The sequence below is a fragment of the Leptothrix sp. (in: b-proteobacteria) genome, assembly GCF_965250675.1.
In the GTDB taxonomy this organism is placed as follows: Bacteria; Pseudomonadota; Gammaproteobacteria; order Burkholderiales; family Burkholderiaceae_C; genus Sphaerotilus.
Genome location: NZ_CBDFPH010000008.1, coordinates 328,935 through 343,040, shown reverse-complemented (window position 1 = coordinate 343,040; position 14,106 = coordinate 328,935). Strand labels below are relative to the sequence as shown.

The window sequence follows — 14,106 nt, the reverse complement described above, 5'->3', positions numbered from 1 at the left end:
TCAGGCTCCGGGCAACGCAGGCGAGCGGTGCAGCAGCACTTCAAAGACGAAGCGCGATCCGGCGTAGGCCAGCAGCAGCAGCAGCGCGCCGCCGTAGAGCCAGCGCGTGGCCAGCCGGCCACGCCAGCCAAACGCCTGCCGCCCGACCAGCTGGCCGGCAAAGACGAACCAGCCCAGCAGCGAAAACACCGTCTTGTGATCCCAGCGCCACGCCGGCATGAACCACACGCCCAGCGCGATCGCCAGCGTCAGCACCACGAAGCCGGCGGCCACGAAGCGGAAGGTGAGCTTTTCCAGCGTCAGCAGCGGCATGCCGCCGGCCACCACGGCACCGGGCGCGACAGGCGTGGTGCGGCGCGTGCGCAAGGCGCGCTCGGCCCGGTCGAGCAGCGCGGCGTGCAGCACCGCCGCGCCGAACAGGCCGTAGGACGCCAGGCCGAGCAGCCAGTGCAGCGGCGCCCAGGGCGAGCCGGCGTGCACCGCCGCATCGCCCGGAAAAATCAGCGCCAGCCCCAGCGAGGCACCCGCCAGCAGCGCCAGCCAGCGCCGCACGGTGGGCAGCGGCAGGAAACGGCTTTCGATGGCGTGGACCGCCAGCACCATCCAGACCGTGGCCGACAGCGCCGGGGCGAAGCCGAAGCGCGCACCGTCACCCGCCAGCCCCATGCCGAGCAGGTGCGCCAGCAGCGCCGTGCCGTGCGCGACCCAGGCCAGCGGCAGCACCCAGCGCTGCCATGCGGCCCGCCCCGGTGCGGCAGCCAGCGCATAAGCCAGCAGGCCCAGCCCGGCCGGCACGGCCGACCAGAGCGAAAAGGACGACGAAGAGGCGCTCGATAGAATCACTTGCACAGTGTACTTTCGGGCCGCCGGCGCTTCTGGCCGCCCTTTCCTGCCGCATTCCCTGCCGCTCTTTCCGAGATCCGCCCCCATGGCTTCAGCCCTTTCAGACCGCCTGTCAAAACTCGTCAAGACGATGCGCGGCCAAGCCCGCATCACCGAGTCCAACGTGCAGGACATGCTGCGCGAAGTGCGCATGGCGCTGCTGGAGGCCGACGTGGCGCTGCCGGTGGTGCGCGACTTCATCGCCCGCGTCAAGGAGAAATCCCTCGGCCAGGAGGTGGTCGGCTCGCTCAACCCCGGCCAGGCACTGGTGGGCATCGTGCACAAGGAGCTGGCTGCGACCATGGGCGCGGGCGTGGCGGACCTGAACCTCGCCACCACGCCGCCGGCCATCATCCTGATGGCGGGTCTGCAGGGCGCGGGCAAGACCACCACCACCGCCAAGCTGGCCAAGCACCTGATCGAGCGCCGCAAGAAGAAGGTGCTGACCGTCAGCGCCGACGTCTACCGCCCCGCCGCCATCGAGCAGCTCAAGACCGTGACCCGCCAGGCCGGCGCCGAGTGGTTCCCGAGCGACGCGGGCCAGAAGCCGCACGACATCGCGCTGGCCGCGATCGACTACGCGCGCAAGCATTACTTTGATGTGCTGCTGGTCGACACCGCCGGCCGGCTGGCGATCGACGAAGCGCTGATGGCCGAGATCAAGGATCTGCACGCCACGCTGAATCCGGTCGAAACGCTGTTCGTGGTCGACGCGATGCAGGGCCAGGACGCCATCAACACCGCGCGCGCCTTCAAGGAGGCGCTGCCGCTGACCGGCATCGTGCTGACCAAGCTCGACGGCGACTCGCGCGGCGGCGCGGCGCTGTCGGTGCGGCAGATCACCGGCGCGCCGATCAAGTTCGCCGGCGTGTCCGAGAAGATCGACGGCCTGGAGGTCTTCGACGCCGAGCGCCACGCCGGCCGTGTGCTGGGCATGGGCGACATCCTGGCGCTGGTCGAGGAGGTGCAGAAGGGCGTCGACCTGGAGGCCGCGCAGAAGCTGGCCGACAAGGTCAAGAGTGGCGAAGGTTTCGACCTGAACGACTTCCTGGCCCAGCTCAGCCAGATGAAGAAGATGGGCGGGCTGTCGGGTCTGATCGACAAGCTGCCGGCCGAGATGGCGGCCAAGGCCGGCCAGGCCGACATGGGCAAGGCCGAGAAGGACGTGCGCCGCATGGAAGGCATGATCAATTCGATGACGCCGCTGGAGCGCCGCAAGCCCGACCTGATCAAGGCCAGCCGCAAGCGCCGCATCGCCACCGGTGCCGGCGTGCAGGTGCAGGACGTCAACCGCATGCTCAAGCAGTTCGAGCAGATGCGCGACATGATGAAAAAAATGAAGGGCGGCGGCCTGATGAAGATGATGAAACGCATGGGCGGTGCCAAACGCGGCATGCCGGGCATGGGTTTCTGAAACCCATGCTCGACAATCATTTGCGGTCATTTGTGTTACATCAATCACACCATTGGCAGGATTGACGACTGAGAGGCATGCCGCTACCTTGACGAAATGGAAAAACTGATCGTCGAGGGAGCTTCTCTCATGTGGATGTGGGTGGCTTTGGCTGTCCTGGTGCTGGTCCTGTGGACTTGGCAGCGATATGGCGGTGCATCGACGCGCAGCACCGCCAAAACGGGTCGGCCGCGCGCACTGGATGCGGTCGATACCGTGATCGGCTGGGCGCCGGAAGCCACCCGCGTGTTGACCCTGCGCCAACAGCGCGCGCTTGACGTGCTGGTGCGTGCCCTGCCTGGCCACCTGATCCTGGCGCAGGTGCCGCTGTCCCAGTTCATCAAGGTGCCGACACGCAACTCCTATGTGGAATGGCTGAGGCGCATTGGCCATGTCGCTGTCGATCTGATGATCTGCGACCGCGCCTCGAACGTGATTGCGGTGATTGAAGTGCGCGCATCTGACCGGGTCGAGTCCGATCGCACCCGCAAGCGCCGCTCACGCGTCGAGCGGGTTCTGCGCGCCGCCGGCATCCCGCTGCATGTATGGAACGAGGCGCTACTGCCAGAGCCTTCTGCCGTACGCAAGGCATTCGCGCCCGACATGGCGCATCTGGAAGTCGAGCCTGATGTGGGTCCGGACACCAGCCCGCTCGACCTGAGCCGCGACCTGGGCGGTCGCTACCGTGACAGCACGGCAAACACCGGCACGGGCGTGGGCGTTCTGCCCCCCAGCGACCGCAAGGATCCGCCACGCAGCACCTGGTTCGATGATCTGCATGCCACCCAGCCCACGCAACTGGATTCGGTCGAGGTCATCACCCACGACGAGCACAGCCTGCCCGGCGGGCATCCGGCCTTTCGCGCCATCGTCGAGGGTCAACCGCGCTGATCGGCGGCGGGGTCACTTGGTCTCAAGAGACAGTACACGGCTGCCTTCTTTTTTCCCTTGCACACTGCACCGGCCTCTTCAGGCCGGTTTTCGTTCGGGCAAAAAAAGAGCCCCAGCGATACGCTGGGGCTGGAAAGTCTTAACGCTGTCACACGGTAAGACTCCTGCTCAGGGAGGAAAAGCAGGAGATGACCGCCTTGCGACGTATCATCCAAGCGGAATTTTAGCAGCCTCAGCAGCACTTTGCTGATCGGTAATGTCACGTAGGTTTCATCCCCTATGCCTTCGCCCAACGCACGATGACTCTGCCTGCACCCTACCCCCTGTCCCGCCCGCGCCGCCTGCGCCGTGACACCTACACGCGCAACCTCGTGCGCGAGCACCGGCTCAGCCCGCACGACCTGATCTACCCCGTCTTCGTGCTCGAAGGCCAGGGCCTGGTGCAGGACGTCGGCTCCATGCCGGGCGTGCAGCGCCGCAGCCTGGACCAGTTGCTGCCGGTGGCAGAACAGTGCGTCGAGCTGGGCATTCCGGTGATGGCGCTGTTCCCGGTGCTTGGCAGCGAAGGCAAGACGCCCGATGGCCGCGAAGCTGCCAACCCCGACGGTCTGGTGCCGCGCGTGGTGGCCGAGCTGAAGAAGCGCTTCCCGGAACTCGGCCTCATGACCGACGTCGCACTCGACCCCTACACCAGCCATGGCCAGGACGGCCTGCTCGACGACACCGGCTACGTGCTCAACGACGAGACCATCGAGGTGCTGGTGCAGCAGGCGCTGGTACAGGCGCAGGCGGGCGTCGACATCGTCGCCCCCAGCGACATGATGGACGGCCGCATCGGCGCCATCCGCCAGGCGCTGGAAGCGCACAAGCTCATCCACACCCGCATCATGGCCTACAGCGCCAAGTACGCCAGCGCCTTCTATGGCCCCTTCCGCGACGCGGTCGGCTCGGCCGGCAACCTGGGCAAGAGCAACAAGAAGGTTTACCAGATGGACCCGGGCAACAGCGACGAGGCGCTGCGCGAAGTCGCGCTCGACATCGCCGAAGGCGCCGACATGGTGATGGTCAAGCCCGGCATGCCCTACCTGGACATCGTCCGCCGCGTGAAGGACGAGTTCCGCGTGCCGACCTTCGCCTACCAGGTCAGCGGCGAGTACGCCATGCTCAAGGCCGCCGCCCTGAACGGCTGGCTCGACCATGACGCGGTGATGATGGAGTCGCTGCTCGCCTTCAAGCGCGCCGGCGCCGACGGCATCCTGACCTACTTCGCGCTCGACGCCGCCCGTGCGCTGCGCCAGAGCTGACCGTCACGACACCTGACGCCATGCGCGTCTTCCTGATCGACGAACGCTGCCGCGAACTCGACGAGTTGCCCGAGGCACTGCCCGCGCACGGTTTCCTGTGGGTGGCGCTGAGCCGCCCGGAGTTCGAGACCCGGCTCGCCACCGTGCAGGTCGCGCTGCAGCGCTGGGTGGAGGCGCCGCTGGTCGACCTGCACGTGTCGGACCTGCTCAACGCGCAGCTGCCGTCGCACTTCGAGTCGACCTCCTGGTACGACCTGATGGTGTTTCGCCGGCTGGCCGTGGGCGCCGGGCGCAGCGCGGCCTTTGCGGAGGGCGAGTTCGACAGCGTCAGCGGCGCCATCGAGGCGCTGCGCAGCATCGACACCAACCCGGTCGGCCTGGCGGTGTTCGACCGCCTGCTGCTGAGCGTCCACCCCGCCGATTGCCCAGTGCGCGAGCACTTCGCCGCCCGGCTGATGCAGACGCCGGCCGCCGCCACCGGCTCGGCCCGGCTGCCACCCAGTGCCGCCGACCTGATGCTGCGCATCGTCAACCACATGGTCGACAGCTACCTGGAACTGCGCCGCCAGCTGACGCGCCAGTTCACCACGCTGCAGCGCGACCTGCTCGGGCCACGCAGCAAGCGCGTCAACTGGCAGGCGCTGCTGGAGTCGCGCAACACGCTGCACCTGCTCGAAGACATCTGCGAAGACCAGCGCAGCGCCGTGCAGGAGTGGATGGACGCGCTCGACGAATGGCCACCCGTCGAAGGCGATGCATCCGCGCGTGAGCGCGAACTGCTGCGCCTGCGCTCACGCGACGTGCTGGAGCACATCGAACGCGTGCATGGCCACGTACGGCGGCTGGAATCGTCGGCCGAAAGCGCCGTGCAGATGCATTTCTCGGCGCTCGGCCAGCGCACCAACGAGATCATGCGCACGCTCACCGTGCTGACGGCGATCTTCCTGCCGCTGAACCTCATCACCGGCATCTTCGGCATGAACTTCGACTTCCTGCCGCTCATCCACAGCGCCACCGGCTTCTGGGCCGCGATGGTGGCGATGGCGTCGGTGGGCCTGGGCCTGTCGGCGTTCTTCTGGCGCAAGCGCTATCTGGGCAGCCGACACTGAGCCGGCAGCGTCACGAGCCGGCGGCGGCCTCGTCCCGAGCACTGCGCCACACCTCGCGCGCCAGGCACAGGTCTTCCCACGACCGCGCCTTGTCGAGCGGGTTGCGCAGCAGGTAGGCCGGGTGGTAGGTCACCACCACCGGCACACCCTGGTAGTGGTGGACGCGGCCGCGCAGGCGGCCAATGGGTTCCTGCGTCTGCAGCAGCGACTGCACCGCGAAGCGGCCCATCGCCAGGATCAGTTTGGGCTGCACCAGCGCGACCTGGCGGCGCAGGTAAGGCTCGCAGCGCGCCACTTCGGCCGGCTGCGGGTTGCGGTTGGCCGGTGGGCGGCACTTGAGGACGTTGGCGATGTAGACCTGCCGCGCCGCTGCCGCCCCGTCATCGCCGCGAGTCAGGCCGACGGCGCGCAGCATGTTGTCGAGCAGTTGGCCGGACTTGCCGACGAAGGGCTCGCCGCGCAGGTCTTCCTGCTCGCCGGGCGCCTCGCCGACCAGCATCCACTGCGCCTGGCGGTGGCCGGCGCCGAACACGGTCTGCGTGCGGCTCTCGCACAGGCCGCAGGCGCGGCAGGCCGACACGGTGGCCTCCAGCTCGGCCCAGTCCATGCGGGCGATTTCGGGGTGCAGATCCACGTCGGGCAGCAGCATGGCGGATTGCGCGGGCGCAGGCGGCGGACTGGGCGCGCGAGCGGGCGGTGGCATGCGAGGAGCGGGAGGCGCAACGGGAGTTTCGGGATGCTGGGCGCGGGCCTCTACCGGCGCGGCGACGACAGGCAGTTCAGCCAGCGCGTCAGTCGGCACGTCAGCCGGCACAGCCGCAGCCGCCTCGCCACCGGGCCAGGCCGGCCACTGCCGGATACCCATCTCCTGCAGCAGGGCTTGCTGGCGCTCAGTCAAGGGCATCGGGAGCCTCCAGGTTCAGCAGGCGCCGCAGCACCAGCGCGTCTTCACGCTGGCCGCCATGGTCCGGGTAGTAGCCGCGCCGCAGGCCGATCTGCTCGAAGCCGAAACGCGCATACACCGCCCGCGCCCGCTTGTTGCTGGGCCGCACTTCGAGCCACAGGCAGGGCGAGGCGGTGGCACGGGCGTGCGCGATCAGCTGCCGCAGCAGGCCCAGCGCCAGGCCGTGGCCCTGGTGGTCGGGCGCCACGCTCAGGTTGAGCAGGTGCCATTCCTCGAAACCCGCCATCGCGACCATATAGGCCTGCAGGTGCCCGGTGGCGTCGAAGCGGCCGAGCATCAGGTAGCCGGCGGACAGCGCGTCGATGAAGTTGCCCCGGCTCCAGGGGAAGGAGTAGACCTGCACCTCGATGGCCATGACGGCGTCGAGATCGGCCACCGTCAGCGACCGCAGCCCCGCCGTCATGTCGCGGCGGGCAGCGCGGCTGCGCGGGCGGCGTCGCGCTCGGCCTGGGTCTGGGCGACCTTGTCGCGCACGTAGAGCGGCAGGGCCAGCGCGGCGTCGCTGCCTTCGCCACGCGCGTGGGCGCCGCGCACCAGCACGGCCAGCGCGGCGGCGTCCGGGGCGGCGTCCGGCCACAGCGGCAGGCCCAGATCGGCAAACACCGCAGGATGCACCGGCAGCGCGTTGCCGGCCAGGTCGGCCGGCGCGGCCAGCACGGCCTCGCGCAATGCCGCCGGGGTGTAGAGCGACACCGGCGCGGCGGAGGTCCAGTGGCCGGCGGCCTGGCGCGTCCAGCGGGCGGCGTAGATCTCGCCCATGCGGGCGTCGGTCAGGGCCCAGACCTCGGCGCCGGCGCCTTGCTGGTGTGAGGCTTCGGCCACCAGCGCCAGCGTGTCGAGCGCCAGCAGCGGCTTGTCCAGCCCGACCGCCAGCCCCTGGGCAACGGCGCACGCCGTGCGCAGGCCGGTGAAGGCGCCAGGGCCGCGGCCCCAGCCGATGGCGTCCAGGTCGGCCAGCGCCACGCCCGCGTCGGCCAGCAGGGCTTGCAGCGCCGGCAGCAGCGTGGCCGAGGACTGCGCCCCCCCGGCCAGCGTGCGGCTGAAGACGGCGTCGCCCACCACCAGCGCCAGGTGCTGGGTTTCGGTGGCGGTGTCGAGGGCCAGAAGGCGGGGCGTGCTGCTCATGGGGCCGTCAGTGTAAGGCGGGCTGCGGCGCAGTTCGGGCCGGCTTCGTACCATGCGCGGCATGGTCATCCCTCGCCACGCGCTCATCGCCGCCGCCCTGCTCGCCGCCACGCTGATGTCGACGCCCGCCAGCGCCCAGCCGCCCGCCAAGGACACCCCGACGCTCCTGCCCGCCAGCATTCGCGCCGCGTTGACGCGCGCGCAGTTGCCGCCCGGCAGCCTGTTCATCTGGGCCGCCGAAGCGGGTGCGGCCACGCCGCTGCTGGCGCATCAGGCCGACCGGCTGGTGGCACCCGCCTCGCTGATGAAGCTGGTGACGAGCGCGGCGGCGCTGGAGCGGCTCGGACCAGCGTTCCAGTGGCACACGGCGGTCTACCTGGATGGCGTGCCTTCAGAAGGCCTGCTGGCCGGCTCGGTCTACCTCAAGGGCGGCGGCGACCCGCGGCTGGTGAGCGAGCGGCTCTGGCTGCTGCTGCGCCAGCTGCAGCAGCTGGGCGTGCGCGAGATTGCCGGCGACATCGTGATCGACCGCAGCGCCTACGCGCTGGCGCCGGTCGACCCGGGCGCCTTCGACGGTGAGCCGCTCAAGCCGTACAACGTCCAGCCCGATGCGCTGCTGATCAACCAGAAGAGCGTCGTCCTGCAGTTCCGCCCCGAGCCGGGCGCCGGCGTGGCACGCGTGAGCGCCGAGCCCGCGCTGGCCGGCTTCGACGTCAGCGCCAGCGTGCCGCTGGCCAGCGGGCCGTGCAACGACTGGCGCGCCGGCCTGCAGGCCGATTTCAGCGATCCGGCCCACTGGCGCCTGGGCGGCAGCTACCCGGTGCTGTGCGGTGAGCGCAGCTGGCCGGTGGCGCACGCCGACAGCGCCGCCAACTTCGCAGCGCGTGCCATCACCGCGCAGTGGCAGGCTCTGGGTGGGCGCCTGTCCGGCCGCGTGCGCGAAGGTCGCGTGCCCGAGGCGCTGCTGGCGCTGACGCCCGCGCTGGATTTCACCTCGCCACCGCTGGCCGAGGTGCTGCGCGACATGAACAAGCACAGCAACAACGTCATCGCCCAGCAGGTATTGCTGGCGCTCAGCCCGGCGGCGCCCGCGCAGCTGGAGAGCGCCCGCGCCAGCGTGCAGGCGCTGCTGCCGCAGGTGGGCTGCGGCGCGCAGGAGATGGTGCTGGACAAGGGCTCGGGCCTGTCACGTGAAGAGCGCATCACGCCGCAATGCCTGGGCGCGTGGCTGCAGTGGTCGTGGCGGCGGCCGTGGATGCCGGAGCTGTTCGGCTCGCTGCCGCTGGCCGGCGTCGAGGGCACCGCGCGGCGCCTGGGCAGCGTGGCCGCGCAGGCGCACCTCAAGACCGGCTCGCTCCATCAGGTTGCAGGGCTGGCAGGCATCGTGCACACGCCGGCCGGCCGGCACCGGCTGGTGGTGGCGCTGATCAACGACCCGCAGGTCAGCAGCGACACCGGCCGCGCCGTACTGGAAAGCGTGGTGCGCTGGACGCTGGAGCAGTGACCGGGCGCTCAGCCCGGAACGCGCATCAGAACGGGTTGTTGCGCGCGCGGGCGACTGCAAAAGTCGCCACGCGGGCGTGCCAGGCCGGGCCGGGGCGCAGGTCATCGGCCCACAGGTACTTGGTGCCGCTGCCGGCCGCGCCACTCACCAGCGTGGTGGTATCGCAGGCCGGCAGCGCGGCGGTGCTCAGGCAGGCCGCTTCGGTCACGTTGCTCAGGCCGTAGATGTTCGAGCTGAGATTGGCCTGGGCCACGTTGACCATCGTGAGCAGGTATTCGTCGGTCTGCAGCACGCCGGCGTAGCGGCCGTCGTTGGTCACGTTGACGCGCAGCGCCTCGTTGAAGGCGGCGGTCAGGTCGGTCAGCAATGTCACGCAGCTCTGGCCCAGGGCAGTGCAGGCGCCGGCAGTCTGGTCCTTGATCGCCTTGGGCGACAGGCCCAGCGCCGGCACGGTCGCGTAGATCACGCGGCCGCCGGCACCGCCTTTGGTGATGGCGTTGACCTGCGCGGCCAGCGCCGCACCTTGCACCTGCGCCGCCGCCAGCGCTGCCGCCAGCGCAGAAGCCCGGTCGGTCGTGCCCGCCAGCAGGGCGGCGTAGAGGTCCAGCACGTCGTGCATGCCGCCCTGGATCGTCACCAGCGTGGTGGGGGTGAAGGTCTTGCCGGCGGCCAGGTAGTCGCTCACCTGCTGAGCCACGCCGGCGACGCGGACATTGGCCGCCGCGCTCATCACGCCGTTGGCCACCGCCACGTTCGACGGCAGGCAGCCCGCGACCAGGCCGCTGTAGGCGAAGCCGAAGCTGGTCGCCAGCGTCTGGGTCCAGACCGGCAGCACTTCGCAGTCGGCGAGGCTGGTGGAGTCGAAGCCGTTGACCGACCACTTCTTGCCATCGGGCTGGACCAGGCTCAACTCGTCGCCGAAGGTGACGATCTGGGTCGGCGCAAAGTCCTCGACCCGGGTGGAGCCGCCGCAGGCAGCGAGCAGGGCCGCGCCCACGACGGGCAGCGCACGGCAGGTCAGCCGGCGAAGGAAGGTGGACAGCAAAGAGGACATCGAGACTCCAGGAAATCAGTAGGGCGGCGCCCGCAGGCGCTCTCAGGCGGCTGCGGCGCGCTCCAGACGGTCGCGCACGCCGTCCCAGCTTGCATCGGCCGGCGGCGCCTCGACCCAGATCAGCGCCACGCCGGCCGCATCCAGCTCGCGCAGCACCGCGAACAACTCGTGCGCCACGGCGGCGGCGTCATCCGGCATGCGGCGTTGCAGCAGCCCGGGCGACGCCCCGGCCACCGGTGCGCGGGAATATAGCGCCAGCGTTGGCGGGGCCGGATGGCGGGCAGGTAAAGAATCCAGCAAAGAATCTTGCAACACCGGCAGCGCCGCGGCCATCTGCGCCGCGCTCATCAGCCGCAGCTTGGCGCGCGGCGCGTAATGTGCGGCCAGCGTGCCCGAAGCGCGCGGCGCCTGGGCGTCGCGCGCGAGCAAGCGCTCACCCGCAGCGGCCTCGATCTGCGCCACCGTCAGCCGCCCCGGCCGCAGCAGCACCGGATGACCGCGGCTGCAGTCGACGATGGCCGACTCGATGCCGACCTCGCAATCACCGCCGTCGAGCACCAGCAGGTCGGGCAGATCGGTGAATTCGCTCGCCACGTGCTCGGCCCGCGTCGGGCTGATGCGGCCGAAGCGGTTGGCGCTCGGCGCGGCCACGCCGGGCACGCCCGCTGCGGCGGCGGCGCGCAGCAGCGCCAGCGCGACCGGGTGCGACGGGCAGCGCAAGCCGATGCTCGACTGGCCACCGGCCGATTCCGCCGCGATGCCGGCGCGGCGCGGCACGATCACGGTCAGCGGGCCGGGCCAGAAGGCGGCCATCAGGCGGCGCGCCACCGGCGGCAGCTCGGCGGCAAAGACCTCGGCGCCGGCCGCGTCAGCCACGTGCACGATCAGCGGATGGTCGCTCGGACGGCCCTTGGCGGCAAAGATCCGGGCCACGGCGTCCGCCTGATCGGCGCGGGCGCCCAGGCCGTAGACGGTTTCGGTCGGGAAGGCGAGCAGGTCGCCCGTCACCAGCCGCGCCACCGCGTCGGGCAGGGCGCGGGCCAGATCGGCGTCAGAACGGGCGGCAAGGATGCGGGCCATGGAGAACTCGGCCGCGCTCAGAACGGCGGCAGGCCGAGCAGCGCGCCAGCCTGCAGCGCCACCGCACGCGCCGCCTCGGGCGTGGCGGCGGTCAGGGTCAGGTGGCCCATCTTGCGGCCGCGCCGGGCGTCGAGCTTGCCGTAGAGGTGCAGGTGCGCGCCGGGCAGCGCCAGCACCTGCGCCCAGTCGGGCGTGCGCTCGCCGCCGTCAGCATCAAACCAAAGGTCGCCCAGCAGGTTGAGCATCACCGCCGGCGAATGCAGGCGCGGCGCCACCAGCGGCAGGCCGGCGAGGGTGCGCACCTGCAGCTCGAACTGCGACACATCGCAGGCGTCGACGCTGTAGTGGCCGGAGTTGTGCGGGCGCGGCGCCATTTCGTTGGCGACCAGCCGGCCGTCGTCGAGCAGGAAGAACTCGACGCACAGCACGCCGACATAGCCCAGCGACGCGGCGATGCGCTCGGCCGAGGCCACGGCTTCGGCCTGACGCTCGGCGCTGCAGTTCTGCGCCGGCACGGTGGTGACGGCCAGGATGCCGTCCAGGTGCAGGTTCTGCTGCAGCGGCAGGTGCACCGTGGCGCCGTCGTGGCCGCGCGCGACGATCACGCTCAGCTCGCCGGCCAGCGCCAGGCGCTTCTCCAGCAGGCAGGGCACGCCGCCGAGCTGCGCCCAGGCGGCGGCCAGCTCAGCGGCATCGGCCACGCGCACCTGGCCCTTGCCGTCGTAGCCCATGCGCGCGGTCTTGAGGATGCCCGGCAGCAGCTGGGGATCGATGGCGGCCAGCTGCGCGGCGGTTTCGATCAGCGCGTGCGGGGCGCAGGGCACGCCGCAGGCCACGAAGTGGGCTTTCTCGGCTGCACGGTCCTGGCACACCGCCACCGCGTCACCCGAGGGTGCGACGGGACGCTGTTGGGCGAGGCGGCGCAGCGCGGCGGCGGGCACGTTCTCGAATTCGGTGGTGATGGCGTCGGCGTGCGCGGCCAGCTGCGCCAGCCCGGTCTCGTCCAGATAGCCGGTCTGCACATGCACCTGCGCGACCAGGCCGGCGGGGCTGCGGGCATCGGCGTCGAGCACGGCCACGTCAAAGCCCAGCTGCTGCGCGGCGTGGGCGAACATGCGGCCGAGCTGACCGCCGCCCATCACGCCCAGCGTGGCCAGGCGCGGCGCGGCGCCGGGGTGTGCCACGGCGGTGCCGGGCAGCAGGACGGGGAAATCACTCACTCGATCACTCACGCAGAGTAGCCTTCCAGGGTCATGGCACGCGCCACCTCGGTCTGCGCGCGCCGGTATTCATCAAGCTTGGCGCGCAGGCGCTCGTCGTGCAGCGCCAGCAGCGCCACGGCAAACAGCGCGGCGTTGGCAGCACCGGCCACGCCGATGGCAAAGGTCGCCACCGGAATGCCCTTGGGCATCTGCACGATGGAGTGGAGCGAGTCCACGCCCTGCAAGTGCTTGCTGGCCACCGGCACGCCCAGCACGGGCACCGGCGTCTTGGCCGCCAGCATGCCGGGCAGGTGCGCGGCGCCGCCGGCGCCGGCAATGATGGCTTGCAGGCCACGCCCGCGCGCCGCCTCGGCATAGGTGAACATGTCGTCGGGCATGCGGTGGGCGGAGACGACTCGTGCCTCGTGAGGCACGTCGAAGTCGGCGAGAATCTGAGCGGCGTTCTTCATGGTGTCCCAGTCACTGCTGGATCCCATGACGATGCCAACCACGGGCGAGACGCTGTTCACAGCAAGCTCCGGACTAGGCAAAAGCGTGATTTTAGGCGGCCCGCGATGATCGACATCACATTACAAAACTTCCAAACCGAACTGATCGAAAGCTCGCTGCAGCAACCGGTGCTGCTCGACATCTGGGCGCCCTGGTGCGGCCCGTGCAAACAACTCGGCCCGGTTCTTGAAAAGCTCGAGGCCGAGTACGCCGGCCGCTTCGTGCTGGCCAAGCTCAACAGCGACGAGGTGCCCGAGATCGCCTCCCAGCTGAGCGAGATGTTCGGCGTGCGCTCGATCCCGTTCTGCGTCATGTTCAGCCAGGGCCAGCCGGTCGACGGCTTCGTCGGCGCGATTCCGCCCGACCAGATCCGCACCTTCCTCGACAAGCATGTGCCCAGCGTGGCCACGCTCGAAGCCGAAGCCGAGGTCGAGGAAGCCGCCGCGCTGGCCGATGAGGGCGACACCGACGCCGCACTCGGCCGGCTGCAGGAGGCCGTCGCCATCGACCCGGCCAACGACGCCGCGCGCTTCGACTACATCAAGCTGCTGCTGCAACTCGGCCGCCCGGCCGACGCACGTCGCGCCTGGGAGCCGATCGCCGGCAAGGCGATGCTCGACACCCACATCGCCGCGCTCGGCCTCTGGCTCGACGCCTGCGAGGCCGCGCGCAACGGTCGCGGGCTGGCCGAGATCGACGCCGCGATTGCCACCAACAAGCGCGATTTCGACGCCCGCTTCGAGCGCGCCCAGCGCCTGTTCGCGCTGCAGGCCCACACCGACGCGATGGACGAACTGCTCGAAATCCTGATGCGCGACAAGGCCTGGGCTGATGGCCGCGCCCGCAAGCTCTACGTCGCCATCCTCGAGATGATGAGCAAGCCAGCCCCCAAGGCCAGCACCGAAGCCAGGAGCACGCTCGAACTCACCGGCAAGGCCGCCGTGGTGCCGGGTGACCCGGTCATCGACCAGTACCGCCGCCGGCTCAGCATGGTGCTGTTCTGAACCTGGCTCAGGGCTGAGCGCCGC

14 protein-coding genes are annotated in these 14,106 nt (G+C 70.3%); 6 read left to right on the top strand and 8 right to left on the bottom strand.

Translation table 11 applies throughout. The annotated features are described in order from the left end of the window. A complete protein-coding gene (locus AC5IG3_RS10765; RefSeq protein ID WP_491906300.1) occupies nucleotides 1–843 on the bottom strand; it encodes a cytochrome C assembly family protein in 843 nt (280 codons plus the stop codon). Nucleotides 844–928: 85 nt separating this feature from the next. Here AC5IG3_RS10765 and ffh point away from each other — a divergent pair, with 85 nt between their 5' ends. From ffh to AC5IG3_RS10745, 4 genes are all read left to right on the top strand, one after another. Further along, the gene (ffh, locus tag AC5IG3_RS10760; protein ID WP_491906299.1) at nucleotides 929–2,296 is read left to right on the top strand and encodes a signal recognition particle protein; all 1,368 of its coding nucleotides are present in this window, start codon (nucleotides 929–931) and stop codon (nucleotides 2,294–2,296) included. Between the two features lie 96 nt (nucleotides 2,297–2,392). Next, complete coding sequence (locus tag AC5IG3_RS10755) at nucleotides 2,393–3,226, top strand: DUF2726 domain-containing protein (RefSeq protein ID WP_491906298.1); 834 nt, start codon at nucleotides 2,393–2,395, stop codon at nucleotides 3,224–3,226. 299 nt (nucleotides 3,227–3,525) lie between these two features. Next, nucleotides 3,526–4,530 carry a porphobilinogen synthase gene (gene hemB / locus AC5IG3_RS10750; RefSeq protein WP_491906297.1) on the top strand — a complete coding sequence of 335 codons (1,005 nt, stop codon included), beginning with the start codon at nucleotides 3,526–3,528 and terminating at the stop codon, nucleotides 4,528–4,530. Between the two features lie 20 nt (nucleotides 4,531–4,550). Then, the gene (locus AC5IG3_RS10745) at nucleotides 4,551–5,639 is read left to right on the top strand and encodes a magnesium transporter CorA family protein (protein ID WP_491906296.1); all 1,089 of its coding nucleotides are present in this window, start codon (nucleotides 4,551–4,553) and stop codon (nucleotides 5,637–5,639) included. A 10-nt stretch (nucleotides 5,640–5,649) separates the two neighbouring features. Here the strand turns inward: AC5IG3_RS10745 and AC5IG3_RS10740 are convergent, their stop codons facing one another. From AC5IG3_RS10740 to tsaB, 3 genes are read right to left on the bottom strand one after another with little or no spacing between them, the layout of a single operon-like run. Beyond that, nucleotides 5,650–6,543 carry a uracil-DNA glycosylase gene (locus AC5IG3_RS10740; protein ID WP_491906295.1) on the bottom strand — a complete coding sequence of 298 codons (894 nt, stop codon included), beginning with the start codon at nucleotides 6,541–6,543 and terminating at the stop codon, nucleotides 5,650–5,652. Further along, entirely contained in the window at nucleotides 6,530–7,006 is a 477-nt protein-coding gene (gene rimI, locus AC5IG3_RS10735) for a ribosomal protein S18-alanine N-acetyltransferase (protein ID WP_491906294.1), read from the bottom strand. The genes AC5IG3_RS10740 and rimI overlap by 14 nt, the downstream gene beginning before the upstream one ends. Continuing rightward, nucleotides 7,003–7,728 carry a tRNA (adenosine(37)-N6)-threonylcarbamoyltransferase complex dimerization subunit type 1 TsaB gene (tsaB, locus tag AC5IG3_RS10730; protein ID WP_491906293.1) on the bottom strand — a complete coding sequence of 242 codons (726 nt, stop codon included), beginning with the start codon at nucleotides 7,726–7,728 and terminating at the stop codon, nucleotides 7,003–7,005. Before tsaB ends, rimI begins: the two co-directional genes overlap by 4 nt. Before the next feature lie 61 nt (nucleotides 7,729–7,789). Between tsaB and dacB the strand changes: the two genes are divergently transcribed. Next, nucleotides 7,790–9,232 (top strand): D-alanyl-D-alanine carboxypeptidase/D-alanyl-D-alanine endopeptidase, encoded by a 1,443-nt coding sequence (dacB, locus tag AC5IG3_RS10725; RefSeq protein WP_491906292.1) that lies wholly within the window; start codon nucleotides 7,790–7,792, stop codon nucleotides 9,230–9,232. A 25-nt stretch (nucleotides 9,233–9,257) separates the two neighbouring features. Here dacB and AC5IG3_RS10720 read toward each other — a convergent pair whose 3' ends face one another. From AC5IG3_RS10720 to purE, 4 genes are read right to left on the bottom strand one after another with little or no spacing between them, the layout of a single operon-like run. Further along, nucleotides 9,258–10,286, bottom strand: coding sequence for a hypothetical protein (locus AC5IG3_RS10720; protein ID WP_491906291.1), 1,029 nt, complete (start codon nucleotides 10,284–10,286; stop codon nucleotides 9,258–9,260). Nucleotides 10,287–10,328: 42 nt separating this feature from the next. Beyond that, on the bottom strand, nucleotides 10,329–11,366 hold the full coding sequence (locus AC5IG3_RS10715; RefSeq protein ID WP_491906290.1) for an L-threonylcarbamoyladenylate synthase: 1,038 nt from the start codon (nucleotides 11,364–11,366) through the stop codon (nucleotides 10,329–10,331). Between the two features lie 17 nt (nucleotides 11,367–11,383). Next, nucleotides 11,384–12,568: a 5-(carboxyamino)imidazole ribonucleotide synthase gene (locus AC5IG3_RS10710; protein WP_491906777.1), complete on the bottom strand. Its 1,185-nt coding sequence runs from the start codon at nucleotides 12,566–12,568 to the stop codon at nucleotides 11,384–11,386. 26 nt (nucleotides 12,569–12,594) lie between these two features. Further along, on the bottom strand, nucleotides 12,595–13,065 hold the full coding sequence (gene purE / locus AC5IG3_RS10705) for a 5-(carboxyamino)imidazole ribonucleotide mutase (RefSeq protein WP_491906776.1): 471 nt from the start codon (nucleotides 13,063–13,065) through the stop codon (nucleotides 12,595–12,597). A gap of 78 nt (nucleotides 13,066–13,143) precedes the next feature. On the opposite strand from purE, the gene AC5IG3_RS10700 reads away from it, so the two are divergent. Further along, entirely contained in the window at nucleotides 13,144–14,082 is a 939-nt protein-coding gene (locus tag AC5IG3_RS10700) for a tetratricopeptide repeat protein (protein ID WP_491906289.1), read from the top strand. Nucleotides 14,083–14,106: the final 24 nt, after the last annotated feature.

Excerpts from the sequence above, each read along its gene's own strand:
- AC5IG3_RS10745 (WP_491906296.1), top strand. The coding sequence starts at position 4,551 with ATGCGCGTCTTCCTGATCGACGAACGCTGCCGCGAACTCGACGAGTTG.
- AC5IG3_RS10755 (WP_491906298.1), top strand. The coding sequence starts at position 2,393 with ATGGAAAAACTGATCGTCGAGGGAGCTTCTCTCATGTGGATGTGGGTG.
- hemB (WP_491906297.1), top strand. The coding sequence starts at position 3,526 with ATGACTCTGCCTGCACCCTACCCCCTGTCCCGCCCGCGCCGCCTGCGC.
- AC5IG3_RS10740 (WP_491906295.1), bottom strand. The coding sequence starts at position 6,543 with ATGCCCTTGACTGAGCGCCAGCAAGCCCTGCTGCAGGAGATGGGTATC.
- rimI (WP_491906294.1), bottom strand. The coding sequence starts at position 7,006 with ATGACGGCGGGGCTGCGGTCGCTGACGGTGGCCGATCTCGACGCCGTC.
- ffh (WP_491906299.1), top strand. The coding sequence starts at position 929 with ATGGCTTCAGCCCTTTCAGACCGCCTGTCAAAACTCGTCAAGACGATG.
- AC5IG3_RS10715 (WP_491906290.1), bottom strand. The coding sequence starts at position 11,366 with ATGGCCCGCATCCTTGCCGCCCGTTCTGACGCCGATCTGGCCCGCGCC.
- tsaB (WP_491906293.1), bottom strand. The coding sequence starts at position 7,728 with ATGAGCAGCACGCCCCGCCTTCTGGCCCTCGACACCGCCACCGAAACC.
- dacB (WP_491906292.1), top strand. The coding sequence starts at position 7,790 with ATGGTCATCCCTCGCCACGCGCTCATCGCCGCCGCCCTGCTCGCCGCC.
- AC5IG3_RS10700 (WP_491906289.1), top strand. The coding sequence starts at position 13,144 with ATGATCGACATCACATTACAAAACTTCCAAACCGAACTGATCGAAAGC.
- purE (WP_491906776.1), bottom strand. The coding sequence starts at position 13,065 with ATGGGATCCAGCAGTGACTGGGACACCATGAAGAACGCCGCTCAGATT.
- AC5IG3_RS10720 (WP_491906291.1), bottom strand. The coding sequence starts at position 10,286 with ATGTCCTCTTTGCTGTCCACCTTCCTTCGCCGGCTGACCTGCCGTGCG.